This is a genomic window from Bradyrhizobium tropiciagri (genome assembly GCF_018130545.1).
GTDB classification, from domain to species: Bacteria; Pseudomonadota; Alphaproteobacteria; order Rhizobiales; family Xanthobacteraceae; genus Bradyrhizobium; species Bradyrhizobium tropiciagri_A.
Map to the genome: position 1 here is coordinate 309,145 of NZ_JAFCKF010000002.1, position 18,477 is coordinate 327,621.

Here is an 18,477-nt window from a genome sequence, read left to right on the forward strand (position 1 = left end):
CACATGAGCAAGATCATCGTCGATGGCAAAGAGATCGATGTGCCGGCTGAGTACACGCTGTTGCAGGCGTGCGAGGCGGCCGGCGCCGAGATTCCGCGCTTCTGCTATCACGAGCGGCTGTCGATCGCCGGCAACTGCCGGATGTGCCTGGTCGAGGTGAAGGGTGGCCCGAAGCCGGTCGCCAGCTGCGCCTGGGCCGTGCGCGACTGCCGTCCGGGCCCGAAGGGCGAGCCGCCGGAGATCTCGACCCGTTCGCCGATGGTCAAGAAGGCGCGCGAAGGCGTGATGGAATTCCTGCTGATCAACCATCCGCTGGACTGCCCGATCTGCGACCAGGGCGGCGAGTGCGACCTGCAGGACCAGGCGATGGGCTACGGCGTCGACACCAGCCGTTTCGCCGAGAACAAGCGGGCGGTCGAGGACAAGTATCTCGGCGCGCTGGTCAAGACCTCGATGAACCGCTGCATCCAGTGCACGCGCTGCGTCCGCTTCTCCGCCGAAGTCTGCGGCGCCCCGGAAATGGGTGCGACCGGCCGCGGCGAGGACATGGAGATCACCACCTATCTCGAGCATGCGCTGAGCTCGGAGCTGCAAGGCAATCTCGTCGACATCTGCCCGGTCGGCGCGCTGACCTCGAAGCCCTACGCTTTCGCCGCACGCCCGTGGGAGCTCGGCAAGACGCAGTCGGTCGACGTCATGGACGGCGTCGGCTCGGCGATCCGCGTCGACACCCGCGGCCGCGAGGTGATGCGCATCCTGCCGCGCATCAATGAGGCCGTTAACGAGGAGTGGATCTCCGACAAGACTCGTCACGTCGTCGACGGCCTGCGCACGCAGCGCCTCGACCGGCCCTATGTGCGCGAGAACGGCCAGCTGAGGCCTGCGACCTGGCAGGAAGCCTTCGCCGCCATCGCCGCCAAGGCCGGCCGCAGCGACGGCAAGCGGATCGGCGCGATCGCCGGCGATCTCGCCGCGGTCGACGAAATGTACGCGCTGAAGCAGCTGCTGGCTGCGTTCGGCTCGGTCAATCTGGCGGTGCAGGGCGGCGATGCCTTCGACGCCAAGGCGGGCCGCGGCTCCTATATCTTCAACCCGACCATTGCCGGCATCGACCAGGCCGATGCGATCCTGATCATCGGCTCGCACCCGCGCAAGGAAGCCGCCGTGCTGAACGCCCGGATCCGCAAGCGCTGGCGCGCCGGCGGGCTCAAGGTGGGCATGATCGGCGCCAAGTCTGATTTCACCTATGACCATGACTATCTCGGCGCCGGCACCGATACGCTCGCCGACCTCGTGGCCGGCAAGCACTCCTTTGCCGATGTGCTGAAGAACGCGCAGCACCCGATCATCCTGGTCGGCCCCGGTGCCTACACCAGGCATGACGGCGCCGCGGTGCTGGCACAAGCGGCCAAGCTCGCCGCCGACGTTGGCGCGCTCAAGGACGGCTGGAACGGCTTTGCGGTGTTGCAGGATACCGCCTCGCGCGCGGGTGCGCTCGACATCGGCTTCTCGCCTTCGGCCGGCGGCCTGACCACGGCGCAGATGACGACCTTCGGCACGCTCGACGTGCTGTTCCTGCTCGGCGCCGACGAGATCAAGGCGCCGGACGGCACCTTCGTGGTTTATATCGGCACCCATGGCGATCAGGGCGCGCACCGTGCCGACGTGATCCTGCCGGGCGCCGCCTATACCGAGAAGTCCGGCATCTACGTCAACACCGAGGGCCGGGCGCAGATCGCCAACCGCGCCGCGTTCCCGCCGGGCGAAGCCCGCGAGGACTGGGCGATCATCCGCGCGCTGTCCGACGTGCTCGGCAAGAAGCTGCCGTTCGACTCGCTGCAAGCGCTGCGCCAGGCGATGTTCAAGACCTATCCGCATTTGATGCGGCTCGACCAGATCGAGGCCGGCAAGGCTGATGACGTCAAGGCGCTGGCCGGTAAGGGCGGCAGCGTCGACAAGGCGGCCTTCAAGCCGACCGTCGAGGACTTCTATCTGACCAACCCGATCGCGCGGGCGTCTGCCGTGATGGCGGAATGCTCGCGGCTGGCGTCGGGCAAAATGCTGACGGCAGCGGAGTGAGCGTGACCTGATGGCTGATTTCTTCGCAAGCTCGTTCTGGACCGGCTTCCTCTGGCCGCTGATCATCATGGTCGCGGAGAGCTTGTTGCTGCTCGTCGTGCTCCTGATCGCGATCGCCTACATCCTGCTCGCCGACCGCAAGATCTGGGCGGCGGTGCAGATCCGCCGCGGCCCCAACGTCGTCGGACCGTTCGGATTGCTGCAATCCTTCGCCGACCTGCTGAAGTTCGTGCTGAAGGAGCCGGTGATCCCGTCCAGCTCCAACAAGGGCGTGTTCCTGCTGGCGCCCTTGGTCTCGTGCGTGCTGGCGCTGGCCGCCTGGGCTGTGATCCCGTTCAATCTCGGGTGGGTGATCTCCGACATCAATGTCGGCATCCTCTACATCTTCGCGATCTCGTCGCTGTCGATCTACGGCGTCATCATGGCCGGATGGTCGTCGAACTCGAAGTATCCGTTCCTGGCCGCGCTGCGCTCGGCGGCGCAGATGGTGTCCTATGAAGTCTCGATCGGCTTCGTCATCATCACCGTGCTGCTCTGCGTCGGCTCGCTGAACCTGTCGGCGGTGGTCGAGGCCCAGAACACCCGCGGGCTCGCGCACCTGATCGGTCTGCCGCAGCTCACCATCCTGAACTGGTATGTGTGGCCGCTGTTCCCGATGTTCGTGGTGTTCTACGTCTCGGCGCTGGCGGAAACCAACCGTCCGCCGTTCGACCTGGTCGAAGCCGAATCCGAGCTGGTCGCCGGCTTCATGACCGAATACGGCTCGACCCCGTATCTGCTGTTCATGCTCGGCGAGTATGTCGCGATCACCACGATGTGCGCGCTGGCGTCGATCCTGTTCCTGGGCGGCTGGCTGCCGCCGGTCAACCTGCCGCCGTTCACCTGGATTCCGGGCATCGTCTGGTTCGCCCTGAAGGTGTTCTTCATGTTCTTCATGTTCGCGATGGCGAAGGCGATCGTGCCGCGCTACCGCTACGATCAACTGATGCGGCTCGGCTGGAAGGTGTTCCTGCCGCTGTCGCTGGCGATGGTGGTGATCGTGGCCGGCGTGCTGCAGTTCGCCGGCATCGCGCCGAAGTGAGGCCGTCATGAGTGTCAATGTCAACGCAACAGCCCGCTCGCTTCTGCTCTCGGAATTCGTCTCGGCGTTCTTCCTGGCGATGCGCTATTTCTTCCAGCCGAAGCCGACGCTGAACTATCCCTTCGAGAAGGGGCCGATCTCGCCGCGCTTCCGTGGCGAGCACGCGCTGCGCCGCTATCCGAACGGCGAAGAGCGCTGCATCGCCTGCAAGCTGTGCGAGGCGATCTGCCCGGCGCAGGCGATCACGATCGAGGCCGGCCCGCGCCGCAACGACGGCACCCGCCGCACCGTGCGCTACGACATCGACATGGTGAAGTGCATCTATTGCGGCCTGTGCCAGGAGGCATGCCCGGTGGACGCCATCGTCGAGGGACCGAATTTCGAATTCGCGACCGAGACCCGCGAGGAACTGTACTATGACAAGGCGAAGCTGCTCGCCAATGGCGACCGCTGGGAGCGCGAGATTGCGAAGTCGATCGCGCTCGACGCGCCGTACCGGTGAGGTGAGGGCATGATCCTTCCGGCGCTGTTCTTCTATCTGTTTGCCACGATCTGCGTGGCTTGCGCGGTCATGGTGATCGTCTCGCGCAATCCCGTGCACTCGGTGTTGTATTTGATCCTGGCGTTCGTGAACGCCTCGGGCCTGTTCATCCTGATGGGCGCCGAGTTCCTCGGGATGATGCTGATCGTCGTCTATGTCGGCGCCGTCGCGGTGCTGTTCCTGTTCGTGATCATGATGCTCGACGTCGACTTCGTCGAGCTGCGCGAGGGCTTCATTCAGTATCTGCCTATCGGCATCGTGATCGGCGGCATCTTCCTGTTCGAGCTCTTGCTCGTGGTCGGTGCCTGGGTGATCAACCCGGCCGTAACCAAGACGATTACCGCAGCGATCCCGACCAATGTCAGCAACACCGAGGCGCTCGGCCTCGTGCTCTATACGAAGTACATCCATTACTTCCAGCTCGCCGGCATGGTGCTCTTGGTCGCGATGATCGGTGCCATCGTGCTGACGCTGCGCCACAAGGCCAACGTCAAGCGGCAGAACATCAACGTGCAGAACGCGCGCACGCCAGACATGGCGATGGCGATGCGCAAGGTGGCGTCGGGGCAGGGCCTGCAGGATGCCGATGCGGCGGAGTGGGTGAAATGACGATCGGGCTAGGGCACTATCTGGCGGTCGCCGCGATCCTGTTCACGCTGGGGATCCTCGGCATCTTCCTCAACCGCAAGAACATCATCGTCATCCTGATGTCGATCGAGCTGATCCTGCTCTCGGTGAACATCAACCTGGTGGCGTTCTCGACCTTCCTCGGCGACATCGTCGGCCAGGTGTTCGCACTGCTGGTGCTGACGGTGGCGGCGGCCGAGGCCGCAATCGGCCTCGCTGTGCTGGTGGTGTATTTCCGCAACCGCGGTTCGATCGCGGTTGAAGACGTCAATCTGATGAAGGGCTAGAGCAGTCATGGTTCAGGCAATTGTTTTCCTGCCGCTGCTCGGCGCCATCCTTGCGGGGATTATCGCGCTGACGGGTGCGCATGCGCGCTGCCCGAGCGGCGATACCGTCGATCACCACGACGATGCGCATGGCGACGCCCATGCGTCCGCCGCCCATGACGATCATGCTCATGATGACCATGGTCACGACGACCACCACGTCTCTGAGCCGCCGGCGGCCGGTTCGCGGCTGGCCGAGCTGATTACGACTGGCCTGCTGTTCGTCTCGGCGGCGCTGTCCTGGTTCACTCTCGTCGATGTCGGCTTCATGCACCATGACGCACGCGTCGTGCTGCTGCCCTGGATCACCTCGGGCGACCTTCAGGTGGCCTGGACGCTGCGGGTCGACACCCTGACCGCCGTGATGCTGGTCGTGGTCAACACGGTGTCGGCGCTCGTTCACCTCTACTCCATCGGCTACATGGACGAGGATCCGAACCGGCCGCGCTTCTTCGGCTATCTTTCGCTATTCACCTTCGCGATGTTGATGCTGGTGACCTCGGACAACCTCGTGCAGCTGTTCTTCGGCTGGGAGGGCGTCGGTCTCGCGAGCTACCTGCTGATCGGGTTCTGGTACCAGAAGCCGTCGGCGAACGCGGCCGCGATCAAGGCCTTCGTGGTCAACCGCGTCGGCGACTTCGGCTTCGCGCTCGGCATTTTCGCGATCTTCGCGCTGGTCGGCTCGACCGATTTCGAGACCATCTTCCACGCCGCGCCCGGGCTGACCGGCAAGACCGTCAACTTCTTCGGCCATCACGTCGACGCGTTGACCTTGACCTGCCTGTTCCTGTTCATGGGCGCGATGGGCAAGTCGGCCCAGTTCCTGCTGCACACCTGGTTGCCGGACGCGATGGAAGGCCCGACCCCGGTGTCGGCGCTGATCCACGCCGCGACCATGGTCACCGCCGGCGTCTTCATGGTGGCACGGTTGTCGCCGCTGTTCGAGCTGTCGCCGACCGCTCAGGCTGTAGTGATGTTCTTCGGCGCGACCACGGCGTTCTTCGCCGCCACGATCGGCCTGGTGCAGAACGACATCAAGCGCATCGTCGCATATTCGACCTGTTCGCAGCTCGGCTACATGTTCGTGGCGATGGGAGCAGGGGCCTATTCGGTCGGCATGTTCCACCTGTTCACGCACGCCTTCTTCAAGGCGCTGCTGTTCTTGGGCTCTGGCTCGGTGATCTACGCGATGCACCACGAGCAGGACATCCGCAATATGGGCGGCCTGTGGCGCAAGATCCCGTACACTTTCGCGGTAATGTGCATTGGCACCCTGGCGCTGACCGGCTTCCCGCTGTTCGCCGGCTACTTCTCCAAGGACGCGATCATCGAGGCCGCCTACGCGGCGCACAACCCGTTCGCGACCTATGCCTATCTGCTGACGATCGTGGCCGCCGGCCTGACCTCGTTCTATTCCTGGCGTCTGATCTTCAAGACGTTCTTCGGCGAGCCGCACGACCAGAAGCACTACGAGGCCGCGCATGAGAGCCCGGTCTGGATGCTGGTGCCGATCGGCGTGCTTGCCGCCGGTTCGATCCTCGCGGGTCTGCCGTTCAAGGAAGTGTTCGCCAGCCCGCACGGCGTCGAGGAGTTCTTCCGCGAGTCCATCAAGATGAACCCGCACATCCTCGAGGACATGGAGCATATGCCGAGCTGGCTCGCGCCGCTGCCCACCGTGATGATGGCGCTCGGCCTGTTCATCTCGTATTTGTTCTACATCCGCAGGCCGTATCTGCCGGTGGAGCTCGCGAACCAGCAACCGATGCTGTACCAGTTCCTGCTCAACAAATGGTACTTCGACGAGCTGTACGACTGGATCTTCGTGCGTCCGGCCAAGTGGCTCGGCTATACGCTGTGGAAGAAGGGCGACGGCTTCGTCATCGACGGCTTCGGTCCCGACGGCGTCTCGGCCCGCGTGCTCGACGTCACCCGCAATGTCGTGAAATTGCAGACCGGCTACCTCTATCACTACGCGTTCGCGATGCTGATCGGGGCTGCCGGATTGATCACCTGGTTCATGTTCGGCTTGGGAGGCCAGTAAATGACAACCTGGCCCATCCTTTCCGTCACGACCTTCCTGCCGACGCTCGGCGCGATCCTGGTCTACCTGCTGGCGCGGGGCGGCGACGAGAGCGCCAACCGCACGGCGCGCTGGATCGCGCTGTGGACCACGCTGATCACCTTCGCGGTGTCGCTGATCCTGGTGTCGCGCTTCGATCCGTCCTCGACTGACTTCCAGTTCGTCGAGAAGGCGTCCTGGCTTGCCACCGGCATCACCTATCACATGGGCGTCGACGGCATCTCGTTGCCGCTGATCATCCTGACCACCGCGATCATGCCGCTCTGCATTATCGCGAGCTGGAAGTCGGTGACGAGCCGCGTCGGCGAATACATGATGGCGTTCCTGATCCTGGAAACGCTGATGGTCGGTACCTTCTCGGCGCTCGATCTCGTGCTGTTCTATCTGTTCTTCGAGGGTGGCCTGATCCCGATGTTCCTGATCATCGGCGTCTGGGGTGGCCCGCGCCGGGTCTACGCATCGTTCAAGTTCTTCCTCTACACGTTCCTCGGCTCGGTGCTGATGCTGCTCGCCATCATGGCGCTGTACTGGAACGCCGGCACGACCGACATCCCGACCCTGATGCACACCGCGGTGCCGCGCTCGCTGCAGACCTGGGCGTGGCTGGCGTTCTTCGCCTCGTTCGCGGTGAAGATGCCGATGTGGCCGGTGCACACCTGGTTGCCTGACGCGCACGTCGAGGCGCCGACGGCGGGCTCGGTGATCCTGGCTGCGATTTTGCTGAAGATGGGTGGCTACGGCTTCCTGCGCTTCTCGCTGCCGATGTTCCCGCTGGCCTCGCACGACTTCGCGCCGTTCGTGTTCACGCTGTCCGTCATCGCCATCATCTACACCTCGCTGGTGGCGATGATGCAGGAGGACATGAAGAAGCTGATCGCGTACTCCTCCGTCGCGCATATGGGCTTCGTCACCATGGGCATCTTCGCGGTGACGACGCAGGGCGTCGCCGGCGGCATGTTCCAGATGGTCTCGCACGGCATCGTTTCCGGCGCGCTGTTCCTCTGCGTCGGCGTCGTCTACGACCGCATGCACACCCGCGAGATCGCGGCCTATGGCGGCCTCGTCAACCGGATGCCGCTCTACGCGCTGACCTTCATGGTCTTCACCATGGCCAATGTCGGTCTGCCCGGCACCTCTGGCTTCGTCGGCGAGTTCATGACGCTGCTCGGCACCTTCAAGATCTCGCTGCCGACGGCGTTCTTCGCCACCACCGGCGTGATCCTGTCGGCGTGCTACGCGCTCTGGCTCTATCGCAAGGTCGTGTTCGGCGCGCTGGTCAAGCCGTCGCTGATGTCGATCAAGGATCTCACCTTCCGCGAATGCGTGACGCTGTTCCCGCTGATCGCGCTGACCATCCTGTTCGGCGTCTATCCGAAGCCGGTGCTCGACATGTCGGCCGCCTCGGTCCAGCAGCTCGTCAACAATTACCAAACCGCCGTGACTGCCGTGAAGGCAGCCGCGCTGACCGTCCAGTAAGGCCCTCGTCATGAGCTTTTCCAGTGCAGGTTATCAGTTGCAGCCGGTGCTGCCGGAGCTGGTGCTCGCGGTCGGCGCCATGGTGCTGTTGATGATCGGAGCCTATCGCGGGCAGGGCACCACACGCCTCGTCACGACGCTCGCGGTGTGTCTGCTGGTCCTGACCGGCGTGCTGGAGCTCTGGCTGCCGGCCGGCAAGCTCGTGACCTTCGGCGGCAGCTTCATCGTCGACGACTTCGCCCGCTTCCTGAAGGTCCTGGCCTTGATCGCGTCGGCTGCGACGCTGATCCTGTCGACCGAGTACCTGTCGCAGCCGTCGACCCGCAACTTCGAGTTCTCGATCCTGGTGCTGCTGTCGACGCTCGGCATGATGGTGCTGATCTCGGCCGGCGACCTGATCGCGCTCTATCTCGGCCTCGAGCTGATGAGCCTTGCGCTTTACGTCGTCGCCGCCAGCGCCCGCGACAATGCCAAGTCGAGCGAGGCCGGCCTGAAGTATTTCGTGCTCGGCGCGTTGTCGTCCGGCATGCTGCTCTACGGCGCCTCACTGATCTACGGCTTCACCGGCACGGTCAGCTTCGCCGGCATCGCGGCGGCCGCGACATCAGGCAGCATCGGTATCGTGTTCGGCCTAGTGTTCCTGCTCGCTGGCCTCTGCTTCAAGGTCTCGGCGGTGCCGTTCCACATGTGGACGCCCGACGTCTATGAGGGCGCGCCGACCCCGGTGACCGCCTTCTTTGCCTCCGCTCCGAAAGTCGCTGCGCTCGCGGTGTTCACCCGCGCGACGCTGACCGCATTCCCGGGCATCGTCACCCAGTGGCAGCAGATCCTGGTGTTCGTGGCGATCGCCTCGATGGCGCTGGGCTCGTTCGCCGCGATCGGCCAGAGCAACATCAAGCGGCTGATGGCCTATTCCTCGATCGGCCATATGGGCTTTGCCCTGGTCGGCCTGGCCGCCGGCACCGTCGAGGGCGCGCAGGGCGTGCTGATCTACATCGCAATCTATGTCGCGATGACGCTCGGCTCCTTCTCCATCATCCTCGCGATGAAGCGCAACGGCGTGGCGCTGGAGCAGATCAGCGATTTCGCCGGGCTTTCACGCACCAACCCGCTGATCGCCTTCATCTTCGCGATGCTGCTGTTCTCGCTGGCCGGCGTGCCGCCGCTCGCGGGCTTCTTCGGCAAATGGTACGTGTTCGTCGCCGCGATCAAGGCCAATTTGTTCACGCTCGCGGTAATCGGCGTGCTGACCAGCGTGGTGGGCGCGTTCTACTACCTGTCGATCGTCAAGGTGATGTATTTCGACCAGCCGCTCGGCAAGCTCGACCCGGTCCGCGTCGAGCTGCGCACCGTGCTCGCGGTCGCCGGCATCTTCAACATCTTCTTCTTCGCCTATCCGGGCCCGCTGGTGAGCGTGGCCACGGCGGCGGCGAAGTCGCTATTCTGATGCGTATGGTTCCGAAACGGGATGCTGGCTTTCGGAACGGATCATGCGCATAACTCCGATATGACCTTCACGCTCGGACCCCGGGCCATTGCGGCGGGCTATCGGCTCGCCGCCTTCGATCAGATCGGCTCAACCAATGCCGAGGCGATGCTGCGCGCCCGCGACGGGGAGCAGGGGCCGATGTGGTTCGTCACGCCGGAGCAGACCGCCGGCCGCGGCCGCCGCCAGCGGGCCTGGGTCGCGCCGCGGGGCAACCTTGCCAGCAGCATCCTTGAGATCACGGACGTCCAGCCGGCGGTGGCCGCCACGCTCGGCTTCGCCGCAGGGCTGTCGCTCGAAGCAGCACTCCAGAACGTCAGCATCGAGGCGGCGCTGCGGCTCGGACCGGACAGCCCGAAATTCACCCTGAAGTGGCCGAATGACGTGCTCGCCAACGGCAAGAAGCTGTCCGGCATCCTGCTGGAGGCCGAGGCGGTCGGCGATCGGCTTGCGGTCGTCGTCGGCATCGGCACCAACGTCATCGCCGCGCCCGAGGGGACGCCGACGCCGGCGGTATCGCTCGCCGCGCTCGGCATCCAGATCGGCGCCGAGGAGCTGTTCGCAGCGTTGTCGGACGCCTGGGTCGAGTTTCGCGGCATCTGGGACGATGGCCGCGGCTTCCCCGAGATCCGCAGGCTGTGGCTCGAGCGCGCCGCCGGGCTCGGCGAGAGGGTCGCGGTGCAGACCGGCAGCGCGACGCTCGAGGGCACTTTCGATACGATCGACGAGACCGGCTGCCTGATCGTCCGCACCGCTGACGGCCAGCGCATGCCCGTGACAGCCGGCGAGGTCTATTTCGGCAACGCAGCCTCGAAGAGGGCGATCTGATGGCGCGACCCGACGAGCTTACCTTTGCACCGCTCGGCGGCGTCGGCGAGATCGGCATGAACCTGTCGATCTACGGCCTCGGCAACCGCCACCAGCGCTCGTTCCTCGCGGTCGATCTCGGCGTCTCCTTCGGCGACGAGGAACATCTGCCGGGCATCGACCTGATCATGCCCGACGTGCGTTTCCTGGAGAAGGAACGCAACAATCTGATGGGCCTCGTGCTGACGCATGCCCATGAGGACCATTTCGGCGCCATCATCGATCTCTGGCCGAAGCTCGGCTGCAAGATCTACGCGACGCAGTTCTCCGCGGCGCTGTTCGAGGCCAAATGCGCCGCCGAGCGCAATCCGCCGAAGATCCCGGTCACCGTGATCCCGTCGGGCGGGCGGGTCGACATCGGCCCGTTCAATGTCGAGTTCATCCCGGTCGCGCATTCAATCCCGGAATCGCACGCGCTGGCGATCAAGACCGATGTCGGCACCGTGCTGCACACCGGCGACTGGAAGATCGATCCGACCCCGATCATCGGCCAGCCGACCGACGAGCGGCGGCTGCGTGAGCTCGGCGACGAAGGCGTGCTGGCGCTGGTCGGCGATTCCACCAACGCGGTGCGCGACGGCCGTTCACCGTCGGAGACCGAGGTGGCCGCCACCATCAAGAAGCTGGTCAAGGCCGCCAAGGGCCGGGTCGCGGTCACGACCTTCGCCTCCAATGTCGCCCGGGTGCGGGCGGTGGCGGATGCTGCGAATGCCGCCGATCGCGAGGTCGTCGTGGTCGGCCGCGCCATGGAGCGCGTGGTGCAGGTGGCGCGCGAATGCGGCTATCTCGATGCCTCGCACAAGTTCCGCAGCGCCGATTATTACGGCCATTTCCCGGCCGACAAGGTGCTCGCGCTGTGTACCGGCAGCCAGGGCGAGCCGCGTGCCGCGCTGGCCCGGATCGCCAATGACGACCATCCGCAGGTCACCCTGAACAAGGGCGACACCGTGATCTTCTCCTCCCGCACCATTCCCGGCAACGAGAAGGCGGTCGGCTCGATCATCAACAACCTGGTCATGCAGGGCGTCGAGATCATCACCGACCGGGAGCATCTGGTGCACGTCTCCGGCCATCCGCGCCGCGACGAGCTGCGCGATATGATCTCCTGGGTGCGGCCGCAGCTGCTGATCCCCGTGCATGGCGAGGCGCTGCATCTTTCCGAGCACGCCAAGCTGGCGCGCGCCGCCGGCGTTCCGAAGGTGTTGACCTGCCGCAATGGCGACCTGGTCAAGCTCGGCCCTGGCGACCCCGGCATTGTCGGCGAAGTGCCGGCGGGCCGGCTCTACAAGGATGGAACCATCCTGGAGGATTCCAAGTCGCGCGCCGTGGTCGAGCGGCGGCGGATGGGCTTTGCCGGCTGCGCCTTCATCGCCATCGCGATGACCGCGCAGGGCGAGCTGGTCGACGATCCCGAGGTTGATCTGGTCGGCATGCCGGAGAACAATGCGGCGGGCGAACTGCTCGACGACATCGTGTTCGACGTGGTGGTATCGACGATCGAGGGCCTGCCGAAGCCGCGGCGGCGCGATCCGGATGCGCTGGGTGAATCGGTGCGGCGGGCCGTGCGGGCCGCGCTGAACGAGCAATGGGGCAAGAAGCCGATCTGCGTCGTGCACGTTCTGACGGTTTGACGCGCGGCTTCGAACCGCGCGCTTCGATAAGGGAGAGAGAGATGCTGGGACGGCTCAATCACGTCGCCATTGCGGTCAAGGACGCCAAGCAGGCTGCGAAGATCTACGGCACCGCCTTCAACGCCGAGATTTCCGATGCCGTGCCGCTGCCGGAGCACGGCGTCATCACCGTGTTCGTGACGCTGCCGAACACCAAGATCGAGTTCATCGAGCCGCTCGGCGAGGCCTCGCCCATCGCGAAATTCGTCGAGCGCAACGCCGACGGCGGCATCCACCATGTCTGCTACGACGTGCCCGACATCATCGCGGCGCGCGACCGCATGATCGCCGAGGGCGCCCGCGTGCTGGGCGACGGCCAGCCCAAGATCGGCGCGCATGGCAAGCCGGTGCTGTTCTTCCATCCCAAGGACTTTTCCGGCGCCTTGGTCGAGATCGAGCAGGCCTGAGGCCACATGGCGTACCAAATCTCCACCAGCCTTGCGATCTACTTCGTGCTGTGGTGGCTCGTGCTGTTCCTGACGCTGCCGTTCGGCGTGCGCAGCCAGCACGAGGACGGCGTCGGCGCGCCCGGCACCGACCCCGGCGCGCCGATCATGGCGCGGATGGGCCGCAAGCTGCTGTGGACCACGCTGCTGTCGGCCGTGATCTTCGCGATCGGGATGTGGGCCTATTATGCCGGCTATCTCTCGGTCGAGCGGCTGTCGCGACTGATGGGAATGCCGTTCTAGGACTCTCCGGTTCACCTCGCGCCGCGTGCGGCGGGGCTAGCCGGCCTCCGCAGGGCCGCACCGTCAAAACATCGAAAACAACCCCATGCAAAGTAGCCGGCGGTATGCCGGCACTCGACATGGCAACTTGACATGTCGGGCAAATCAGTGGCATTATTCTATTATTCCGAAACCAAGCAGGCGCGTCTGACCCCACACTAAGGGACGTGGCCGTTGCCAATTGCGATTGCCCTGCCGGGCTACCAACTGCACATCTTCCGCTTGGAGGCCCTCTGGTCGGAGGAGAAGCACCTTCCGCGTCGCTATGACTCGACCTGAGCTCATCATGCGTTAGACTTCATGGAACGGAGTGAGGATCAACCTCACCCTGGCGATGCGGAGGAGGCGACCACGATGAACCTGCAGGCCCAGCCGGGCTCCGGGCAGAGCACATATCGAATCCTGCGGGAAGCCGATCTGCGCGACTATCTCGCGAGCCATCCCGCCATCGCGACACACCTCGGCGGCCAGCCTGCCGACTGGTCGATCAGCGAGGTCGGCGACGGCAACCTCAACCTCGTCTTCATCGTCAAGGGACCGGGCGGCGGCATCGCCGTCAAGCAGGCACTACCTTACGTGCGGCTGGTCGGCGAGAGCTGGCCGCTGCCGCTGTCGCGGGCGCATTATGAACATCTGGCGCTGGTGCATCAGGCGCGGCTGGCGCCGAAGCTGGTACCCGCGGTGCTGCATCACGACGAGCCGCTCGCGCTCACCGCGATGGAGCTGCTCGAGCCGCACATCATCATGCGCAAGGGCCTGATCGGCGCCACGCGCTATCCGCGCTTTGTCGAGGATATCTCGACCTTCCTGGCGCAGACGTCGTTCTTCTCGTCCGATCTCGCATTGTCGGCCGCGGAGAAGAAGCAGGGGATCGCCGATTTCGCCGGCAACCACGCGCTCTGCAAGATCACCGAGGACCTGATCTTCACCGATCCCTACCGCGTCGCCGAGCAGAACCACTGGACCATGCCCTATCTCGACGCGACGGCGGCGGCGTTCCGCGACGACCTCGACCTCCATGTCGCGATCTCCAGGCTCAAGCTGAAATTCATGGCGAGCCCGGAGGCGCTGCTGCACGGTGATCTGCACACCGGCTCGATCATGGTCACGGAGACCGAGACCAGGGTGATCGATCCCGAATTCGCCTTCTATGGCCCGATGGGATTCGATATCGGCGCCGTGGTCGGCAATCTCCTGATGGCCTATCTGGCGTCCGCCGGCCACGAGCGCACGCCGGGTGATCGCGCCTCGTTCGAGGCGTGGCTGTTGGAAACCATCGAGGGCGTCTGGACCGAATTCTCGCGAAAGTTTCTCGCGCTGTGGCGTAGCGACGCGAAGGGCGACGGCTATCCGGTGTCGCTGTTCGCAGGCGAGGCGGGCGCCGCGCGGCTGGAGGCGGAACGGCAGGCCTACATGGCGCGGCTGTTCCAGGACACGGTCGGCTTCGCCGCGGCCAAGACTATCCGGCGCATCCTCGGCCTCGCGCACAACATCGATTTCGAATGGATCGCCGACGAGAAGCAGCGCGCGATCTGCGAGGCGCGGGCGCTGAAGCTTGCGCGCAACATGATGCTGGAGGCGGCATCCTTCACGACGATCGGCACCGTCACCTACGCCGCGCGCGAACTGCGCCACTGGCAACCGGATTTTGCGAGGTAGCGGCTATGAGCCGGGCCCGGAATCGGGCCCTCGGCATGCCACGCGGATTCAGCTGTTGGCTGTGACCGACGCGCGCGTTGTGCCGAGTGCACCTCAACTGTCGAACGGCGCGGCGTGGATGAGATCGCAGACGTTCGGAATCTCGAGACCATGCACGAGGCGCCGGCCGATGTCGGCCAAGCCGGTGCCGATCGCCGTCTGGGGCTTCTTTCTGGCGACCTCAGCCAACGCCTCCGTGAAGGCGGCCTTCATGCCAATCCGCGGGTAGAGGGCGAGGGTGTCGTCGATCAGGGATGGCGTGATTTCCGCCATTCGAAGTCCCATGACATCGACGTGAGCACCGAAGTGGACCAGCGCGACTTCCGCCTGCTTGCGATCGGCGATGTCGGCGACCGAGTGCAGCGCAATTGCATCCCACACGATGTCGGCTTTCGACGTCGGGTAATCATGCGCCCGCAGGAAGCGGCTTGCGGCATCGGCGCCATCGACTTCGAAGCGCTTGTCAGCGGCGTGCGATGGCGAAAGGCCGAGGTCATGCAGCAGCGATGCGATATAGAGGAGCTCGCGATCGTATTTCATCTCCCGCTTTCGACCGATGAACTCGGCAAACCACCAAGTCCGGTGCAAATGGTTGAGCAGCACCTTGGAATGCGCCTGCTTCGCGAGCGCCGCAGCCTTGCGAGCGAGATCGGAATCCGGGGCAGTAATGCCTCCGATGCTGACGGCCGCACTCATGTGTCCTCCTCGGAATCCGCGTCAAAGCCCTGGTGGCGGCGTGATGTAGCCGGGTACCTCCGCCGCCAGCGTGCTCTTCAGCAACGCGGTGCCCTGATCGGCCATCACCTCGCTCTTGCCGGCGGCGAGAGCGTCATAGGTCTGGCGCACCACGTCCTCCGGGCTGGCCTTTGGCACATCAATGCCGTTGGTCAGATCGGTATCGATGAATCCGACATGCAGACCGAGGACCTGGATGCCGGGCTCGCGCAGTTGGAAGCGAAGCTGGTTGGTGAAGCTCCATGCCGCCGCCTTTGATGCGGCATAGGGCGTGAGATAGGGCCTTGGAAGCCATACGATGTCGGAGAGCACGTTGATGATGGCGGCGTTCGGCTTGGCGAGCAAGATCCGCTCGAAGGCCTGGGTGACGCGCACGACGCCGTAGTAGTTGGTGTCGAACATGCGGGCCGATTGTGTCGCGACATCTACCGAAAGCGGCCCGTCGATCAGGGCAGCGATGCCGGCGTTGTTGATCAGCAGCGTGGTATCGGCCGCAAGCGCGGCGGCCGCGGCGATCGATGCCGTATCCGTGACATCGATCCTGACCGGGACAATGCCGGCTTGTTCGAAACGGGCCGCGTTGCGCATACCCGCATACACCTTGGTTGCCCCGCGGCGACGGGCCTCTCGTGCAAAAGCCAGGCCCAGGCCGCGACTGGCGCCGGTAATGAAGACCGTCGCGTTCTTGACGTCCATCATAAGCCTTCTCCGATCTCAGCTCGATGTAAGCAAGAGCTGCGCAACCTCGGCCGGCTTGTCGATCATCAGCCAGTGGCCGGCTTCAACCGATTTGACGACGCCTCGAGGATAGGTCGCGGCAATCGCAGTCGCGGTAACTGAGGTCAAATAGGGGTCCTGGACGCCCCAGATCAGGTTGACCCTTTTGCCGAAGCGACGAATGTCCGGGAACCGCGACGTGTTGTAGGCCACGCTGTCGCGAACCTGAGCGGTCATCTGCGCAAAGGCGGGGCCGGCTCCCTCGGCAAAATTGCCGTCAACAATCGGTCGCACGATGCCGTCAAAGCGCTCCCTCAACTCAGGCGGCATGTTGACTTGAAAATGCTTGTCCTGAAACGTGATCAGCCAGCTCATCTGGTCGGGGCTGCTCAGGAACGCGAGGGCAAGGTTCTTGAGCCAGGGGTCGCCAAACACTTCAATGATTTCGGGCAGGCGCCATGTGGGCGAGTCCGAATAGTAGCAGTTCATCAGGCACAACCAGGCAACCCGATCGGGATTGTCGAGGGCGTAGTTGGCCGCGCACGGTCCGCCGGAGTCGTGACCGACCGGAACGAATGTGTCGATCTTCAGCGCGTTGACGACAGCGGCCAAGTCTCCGACCTGCTGCATGAACGTGTACTGGTAGCCTTCCGCGGCGACCTTCTCCGACTGGCCGAACCCGAGGAAGTCGAATACGACGACCCGCCGGCCGGCGCGGGTCAAATAGGGCACCAGATAATCGTAGATGTGCAGATTATCCGGGAATCCGTGCATCATGACAAAGGCCGGATCCTGGCCGGGATACTCGCGGGCATAGACCATGCCGCCGCCGCTGGATATGCGATGCTCGGTATATGGCACGCTCGATGCCATCGGCGCTTCAATATTGGCTTTAGCTTGCGTTGCGCGGGCTGGATGGGACGCCAGAGCAAGTGCCAGGCCTCCAGCCGTCGCAAGCATCACGTCACGGCGGGAAGCAAGATTTGCATCGGTGAGAGGGTTCATCTCGCAATCCCCTTCCAAGTTTGTGCCAATTGGAGCCTTCGACAGCTAGCGGGCCCGGAAGCCCAAATCTACGCGGTTGACGCCACGCCTGAATCGTCGGCGGAGGCGGCCGGATCGGGCTATTTCCGTCGCCTCGTCAACAATATCGGCCGCTGGCCGGCCATCGTCTTGTACGATGCAGCCCGATTTGGATATTTCGATCCTGAAGTGTGCGGATTACTCTGCCGAAGCCGCGAGCCTTCTGTAGACGCCCGGGGGCATTCCTATATGGCGGTTGCACGCCCTTGTCAGATGGCTCTGATCGACGAAGCCGCATCGCGCGGCGATATCGGTCAAAGACAATTTGTCATCGGACAAAAGGGAGAGCGCCATCTCGATGCGCTTCTCCATGAGCCATTTGTGCGGCGAATAGCCGGTCGATTTCCTGAATGCCCGCGAAAAATATCCGACTGACAATCCACACGCCTCCGCAACTTCCTGCAGGGAGAGGGCGCGACCGATCGCGGAATACATCAGGTCTTTCGCGCGACGTTCTTGCCAGGGAGCCAATCCGCCGCGTCGCCCCTCGAGGGTGTTCGCTCCGAAATACTGAAGCGCGACGTGCTTGCAGAGGCCGTCGACGATATGATCCACGAAGAACTGGGTGAATTGCTTCTCCGCGCCGAGGACCTGTAGCGTTGCAAGGCCGAAAGAGGCGATGGTCGGATCGGCCAGGCTCGCGTTTTGATCGACCTTCAATTGACTGACCTGGCGAGAGCGACGGCCTTGCAGGTGGTCGTGGATTGCCATCGTCGGAATCTCAAAATTGATGACATCGACCGCGTGGCTCATCTTCCAGCAGAATGGCTCGCAAACGTGCCTGATCGCGCTTTGCATGGAGCCCCGCGGAGGCAGGCTGATGCGCCGTCGCCCCTGGACCAACGTGTTTGCCGGATGTGACTTCAGAAAGAGCCTGACCATGTAGATGTCTTCGGCGCAAAAGCCCAGGAAGATGTCGGGTTTCGGCTCCAGACAGGTCGTGCGGAAACATCGGGCAATCAATCCCTCCGTTCGAACGGATTGCACGCTCGGGCCGTTGATGAAATTGATCTCCGGCACCGACCGGATCTTTGGGTTGGGAACCCGCGGCTCAAGGCTGGAAACCGTCACGTCGAGCGCCCGCACTCTCATTTCCCGCCCCCTCCATTGGAGCCCGGAAATTCCAACAGGCCGAGAATAGCTGAAGACGGCCGGCAATGCGAACGCCAAATCGAAATTGCGGCCCGGCTGGTAGCCCTACATCCTTCGAAGCTCGCACCTCCAGCGACAAAGGCAAGCCTTTGCGCATGGATGACGGTCCAAAGACGTTCCGGGACCTGTCA

Annotated in this window: 17 protein-coding genes; 13 read left to right on the forward strand and 4 right to left on the reverse strand. The window is 64.1% G+C overall.

Features of this window, described 5'->3' with window-relative positions:
• Window positions 1-3 precede the first annotated feature (3 nt).
• The 13 genes from nuoG (at window position 4) to mtnK (ending at window position 14,620) form a co-directional block, all read left to right on the forward strand.
• A complete protein-coding gene (gene nuoG / locus JQ616_RS08060; RefSeq protein ID WP_212013544.1) occupies window positions 4-2,079 on the forward strand; it encodes an NADH-quinone oxidoreductase subunit NuoG in 2,076 nt (691 codons plus the stop codon).
• Window positions 2,080-2,089: 10 nt separating this feature from the next.
• Window positions 2,090-3,160, forward strand: coding sequence for an NADH-quinone oxidoreductase subunit NuoH (nuoH, locus tag JQ616_RS08065; protein WP_212013545.1), 1,071 nt, complete (start codon window positions 2,090-2,092; stop codon window positions 3,158-3,160).
• A 7-nt stretch (window positions 3,161-3,167) separates the two neighbouring features.
• Window positions 3,168-3,662, forward strand: a complete 495-nt coding sequence (nuoI, locus tag JQ616_RS08070) for an NADH-quinone oxidoreductase subunit NuoI (protein ID WP_018271854.1) — start codon at window positions 3,168-3,170, stop codon at window positions 3,660-3,662.
• Window positions 3,663-3,671: 9 nt separating this feature from the next.
• On the forward strand, window positions 3,672-4,310 hold the full coding sequence (locus tag JQ616_RS08075) for an NADH-quinone oxidoreductase subunit J (RefSeq protein ID WP_212013546.1): 639 nt from the start codon (window positions 3,672-3,674) through the stop codon (window positions 4,308-4,310).
• Entirely contained in the window at window positions 4,307-4,615 is a 309-nt protein-coding gene (nuoK, locus tag JQ616_RS08080) for an NADH-quinone oxidoreductase subunit NuoK (protein WP_016841823.1), read from the forward strand. The genes JQ616_RS08075 and nuoK overlap by 4 nt, the downstream gene beginning before the upstream one ends.
• Window positions 4,616-4,622: 7 nt before the next feature.
• A complete protein-coding gene (gene nuoL, locus JQ616_RS08085; RefSeq protein WP_212013547.1) occupies window positions 4,623-6,695 on the forward strand; it encodes an NADH-quinone oxidoreductase subunit L in 2,073 nt (690 codons plus the stop codon).
• Window positions 6,696-8,210: an NADH-quinone oxidoreductase subunit M gene (locus JQ616_RS08090; protein WP_212013548.1), complete on the forward strand. Its 1,515-nt coding sequence runs from the start codon at window positions 6,696-6,698 to the stop codon at window positions 8,208-8,210.
• 10 nt (window positions 8,211-8,220) lie between these two features.
• Window positions 8,221-9,657: an NADH-quinone oxidoreductase subunit NuoN gene (nuoN, locus tag JQ616_RS08095; protein ID WP_212013549.1), complete on the forward strand. Its 1,437-nt coding sequence runs from the start codon at window positions 8,221-8,223 to the stop codon at window positions 9,655-9,657.
• Between the two features lie 60 nt (window positions 9,658-9,717).
• On the forward strand, window positions 9,718-10,524 hold the full coding sequence (locus tag JQ616_RS08100; protein ID WP_212013551.1) for a biotin--[acetyl-CoA-carboxylase] ligase: 807 nt from the start codon (window positions 9,718-9,720) through the stop codon (window positions 10,522-10,524).
• Window positions 10,524-12,194, forward strand: coding sequence for a ribonuclease J (locus tag JQ616_RS08105; protein ID WP_212013553.1), 1,671 nt, complete (start codon window positions 10,524-10,526; stop codon window positions 12,192-12,194). Before JQ616_RS08100 ends, JQ616_RS08105 begins: the two co-directional genes overlap by 1 nt.
• A 41-nt stretch (window positions 12,195-12,235) precedes the next feature.
• Window positions 12,236-12,640 (forward strand): methylmalonyl-CoA epimerase, encoded by a 405-nt coding sequence (gene mce / locus JQ616_RS08110; RefSeq protein WP_016841811.1) that lies wholly within the window; start codon window positions 12,236-12,238, stop codon window positions 12,638-12,640.
• A gap of 6 nt (window positions 12,641-12,646) precedes the next feature.
• Window positions 12,647-12,922, forward strand: coding sequence for a DUF1467 family protein (locus tag JQ616_RS08115; RefSeq protein WP_212013555.1), 276 nt, complete (start codon window positions 12,647-12,649; stop codon window positions 12,920-12,922).
• A gap of 393 nt (window positions 12,923-13,315) precedes the next feature.
• A complete protein-coding gene (gene mtnK / locus JQ616_RS08120) occupies window positions 13,316-14,620 on the forward strand; it encodes an S-methyl-5-thioribose kinase (protein WP_212013557.1) in 1,305 nt (434 codons plus the stop codon).
• A gap of 93 nt (window positions 14,621-14,713) precedes the next feature.
• On the opposite strand, the gene JQ616_RS08125 is transcribed toward mtnK, so the two are convergent.
• From JQ616_RS08125 to JQ616_RS39770, 4 genes are all read right to left on the reverse strand, one after another.
• Window positions 14,714-15,355, reverse strand: coding sequence for an HD domain-containing protein (locus JQ616_RS08125; RefSeq protein ID WP_212013558.1), 642 nt, complete (start codon window positions 15,353-15,355; stop codon window positions 14,714-14,716).
• 21 nt (window positions 15,356-15,376) lie between these two features.
• Window positions 15,377-16,093, reverse strand: a complete 717-nt coding sequence (locus JQ616_RS08130; RefSeq protein ID WP_249136577.1) for an SDR family NAD(P)-dependent oxidoreductase — start codon at window positions 16,091-16,093, stop codon at window positions 15,377-15,379.
• Window positions 16,094-16,108: 15 nt separating this feature from the next.
• Window positions 16,109-17,116, reverse strand: coding sequence for an alpha/beta fold hydrolase (locus tag JQ616_RS08135; protein WP_212013559.1), 1,008 nt, complete (start codon window positions 17,114-17,116; stop codon window positions 16,109-16,111).
• Window positions 17,117-17,332: 216 nt separating this feature from the next.
• Window positions 17,333-18,280, reverse strand: a complete 948-nt coding sequence (locus JQ616_RS39770; RefSeq protein ID WP_212013560.1) for a helix-turn-helix transcriptional regulator — start codon at window positions 18,278-18,280, stop codon at window positions 17,333-17,335.
• Between the last annotated feature and the right edge of the window lie 197 nt (window positions 18,281-18,477).

What these genes read in the sequence shown, in the direction of transcription:
- JQ616_RS08100 (WP_212013551.1), top strand. Translation starts at nt 9,718, where the DNA reads ATGACCTTCACGCTCGGACCCCGGGCCATTGCGGCGGGCTATCGGCTC.
- nuoN (WP_212013549.1), top strand. Translation starts at nt 8,221, where the DNA reads ATGAGCTTTTCCAGTGCAGGTTATCAGTTGCAGCCGGTGCTGCCGGAG.
- nuoH (WP_212013545.1), top strand. Translation starts at nt 2,090, where the DNA reads ATGGCTGATTTCTTCGCAAGCTCGTTCTGGACCGGCTTCCTCTGGCCG.
- nuoK (WP_016841823.1), top strand. Translation starts at nt 4,307, where the DNA reads ATGACGATCGGGCTAGGGCACTATCTGGCGGTCGCCGCGATCCTGTTC.
- JQ616_RS08090 (WP_212013548.1), top strand. Translation starts at nt 6,696, where the DNA reads ATGACAACCTGGCCCATCCTTTCCGTCACGACCTTCCTGCCGACGCTC.
- JQ616_RS08105 (WP_212013553.1), top strand. Translation starts at nt 10,524, where the DNA reads ATGGCGCGACCCGACGAGCTTACCTTTGCACCGCTCGGCGGCGTCGGC.
- JQ616_RS08125 (WP_212013558.1), bottom strand. Translation starts at nt 15,355, where the DNA reads ATGAGTGCGGCCGTCAGCATCGGAGGCATTACTGCCCCGGATTCCGAT.
- nuoI (WP_018271854.1), top strand. Translation starts at nt 3,168, where the DNA reads ATGAGTGTCAATGTCAACGCAACAGCCCGCTCGCTTCTGCTCTCGGAA.
- JQ616_RS08115 (WP_212013555.1), top strand. Translation starts at nt 12,647, where the DNA reads ATGGCGTACCAAATCTCCACCAGCCTTGCGATCTACTTCGTGCTGTGG.
- JQ616_RS08130 (WP_249136577.1), bottom strand. Translation starts at nt 16,093, where the DNA reads ATGATGGACGTCAAGAACGCGACGGTCTTCATTACCGGCGCCAGTCGC.
- mtnK (WP_212013557.1), top strand. Translation starts at nt 13,316, where the DNA reads ATGAACCTGCAGGCCCAGCCGGGCTCCGGGCAGAGCACATATCGAATC.
- JQ616_RS08075 (WP_212013546.1), top strand. Translation starts at nt 3,672, where the DNA reads ATGATCCTTCCGGCGCTGTTCTTCTATCTGTTTGCCACGATCTGCGTG.
- nuoG (WP_212013544.1), top strand. Translation starts at nt 4, where the DNA reads ATGAGCAAGATCATCGTCGATGGCAAAGAGATCGATGTGCCGGCTGAG.
- nuoL (WP_212013547.1), top strand. Translation starts at nt 4,623, where the DNA reads ATGGTTCAGGCAATTGTTTTCCTGCCGCTGCTCGGCGCCATCCTTGCG.
- JQ616_RS08135 (WP_212013559.1), bottom strand. Translation starts at nt 17,116, where the DNA reads ATGAACCCTCTCACCGATGCAAATCTTGCTTCCCGCCGTGACGTGATG.
- mce (WP_016841811.1), top strand. Translation starts at nt 12,236, where the DNA reads ATGCTGGGACGGCTCAATCACGTCGCCATTGCGGTCAAGGACGCCAAG.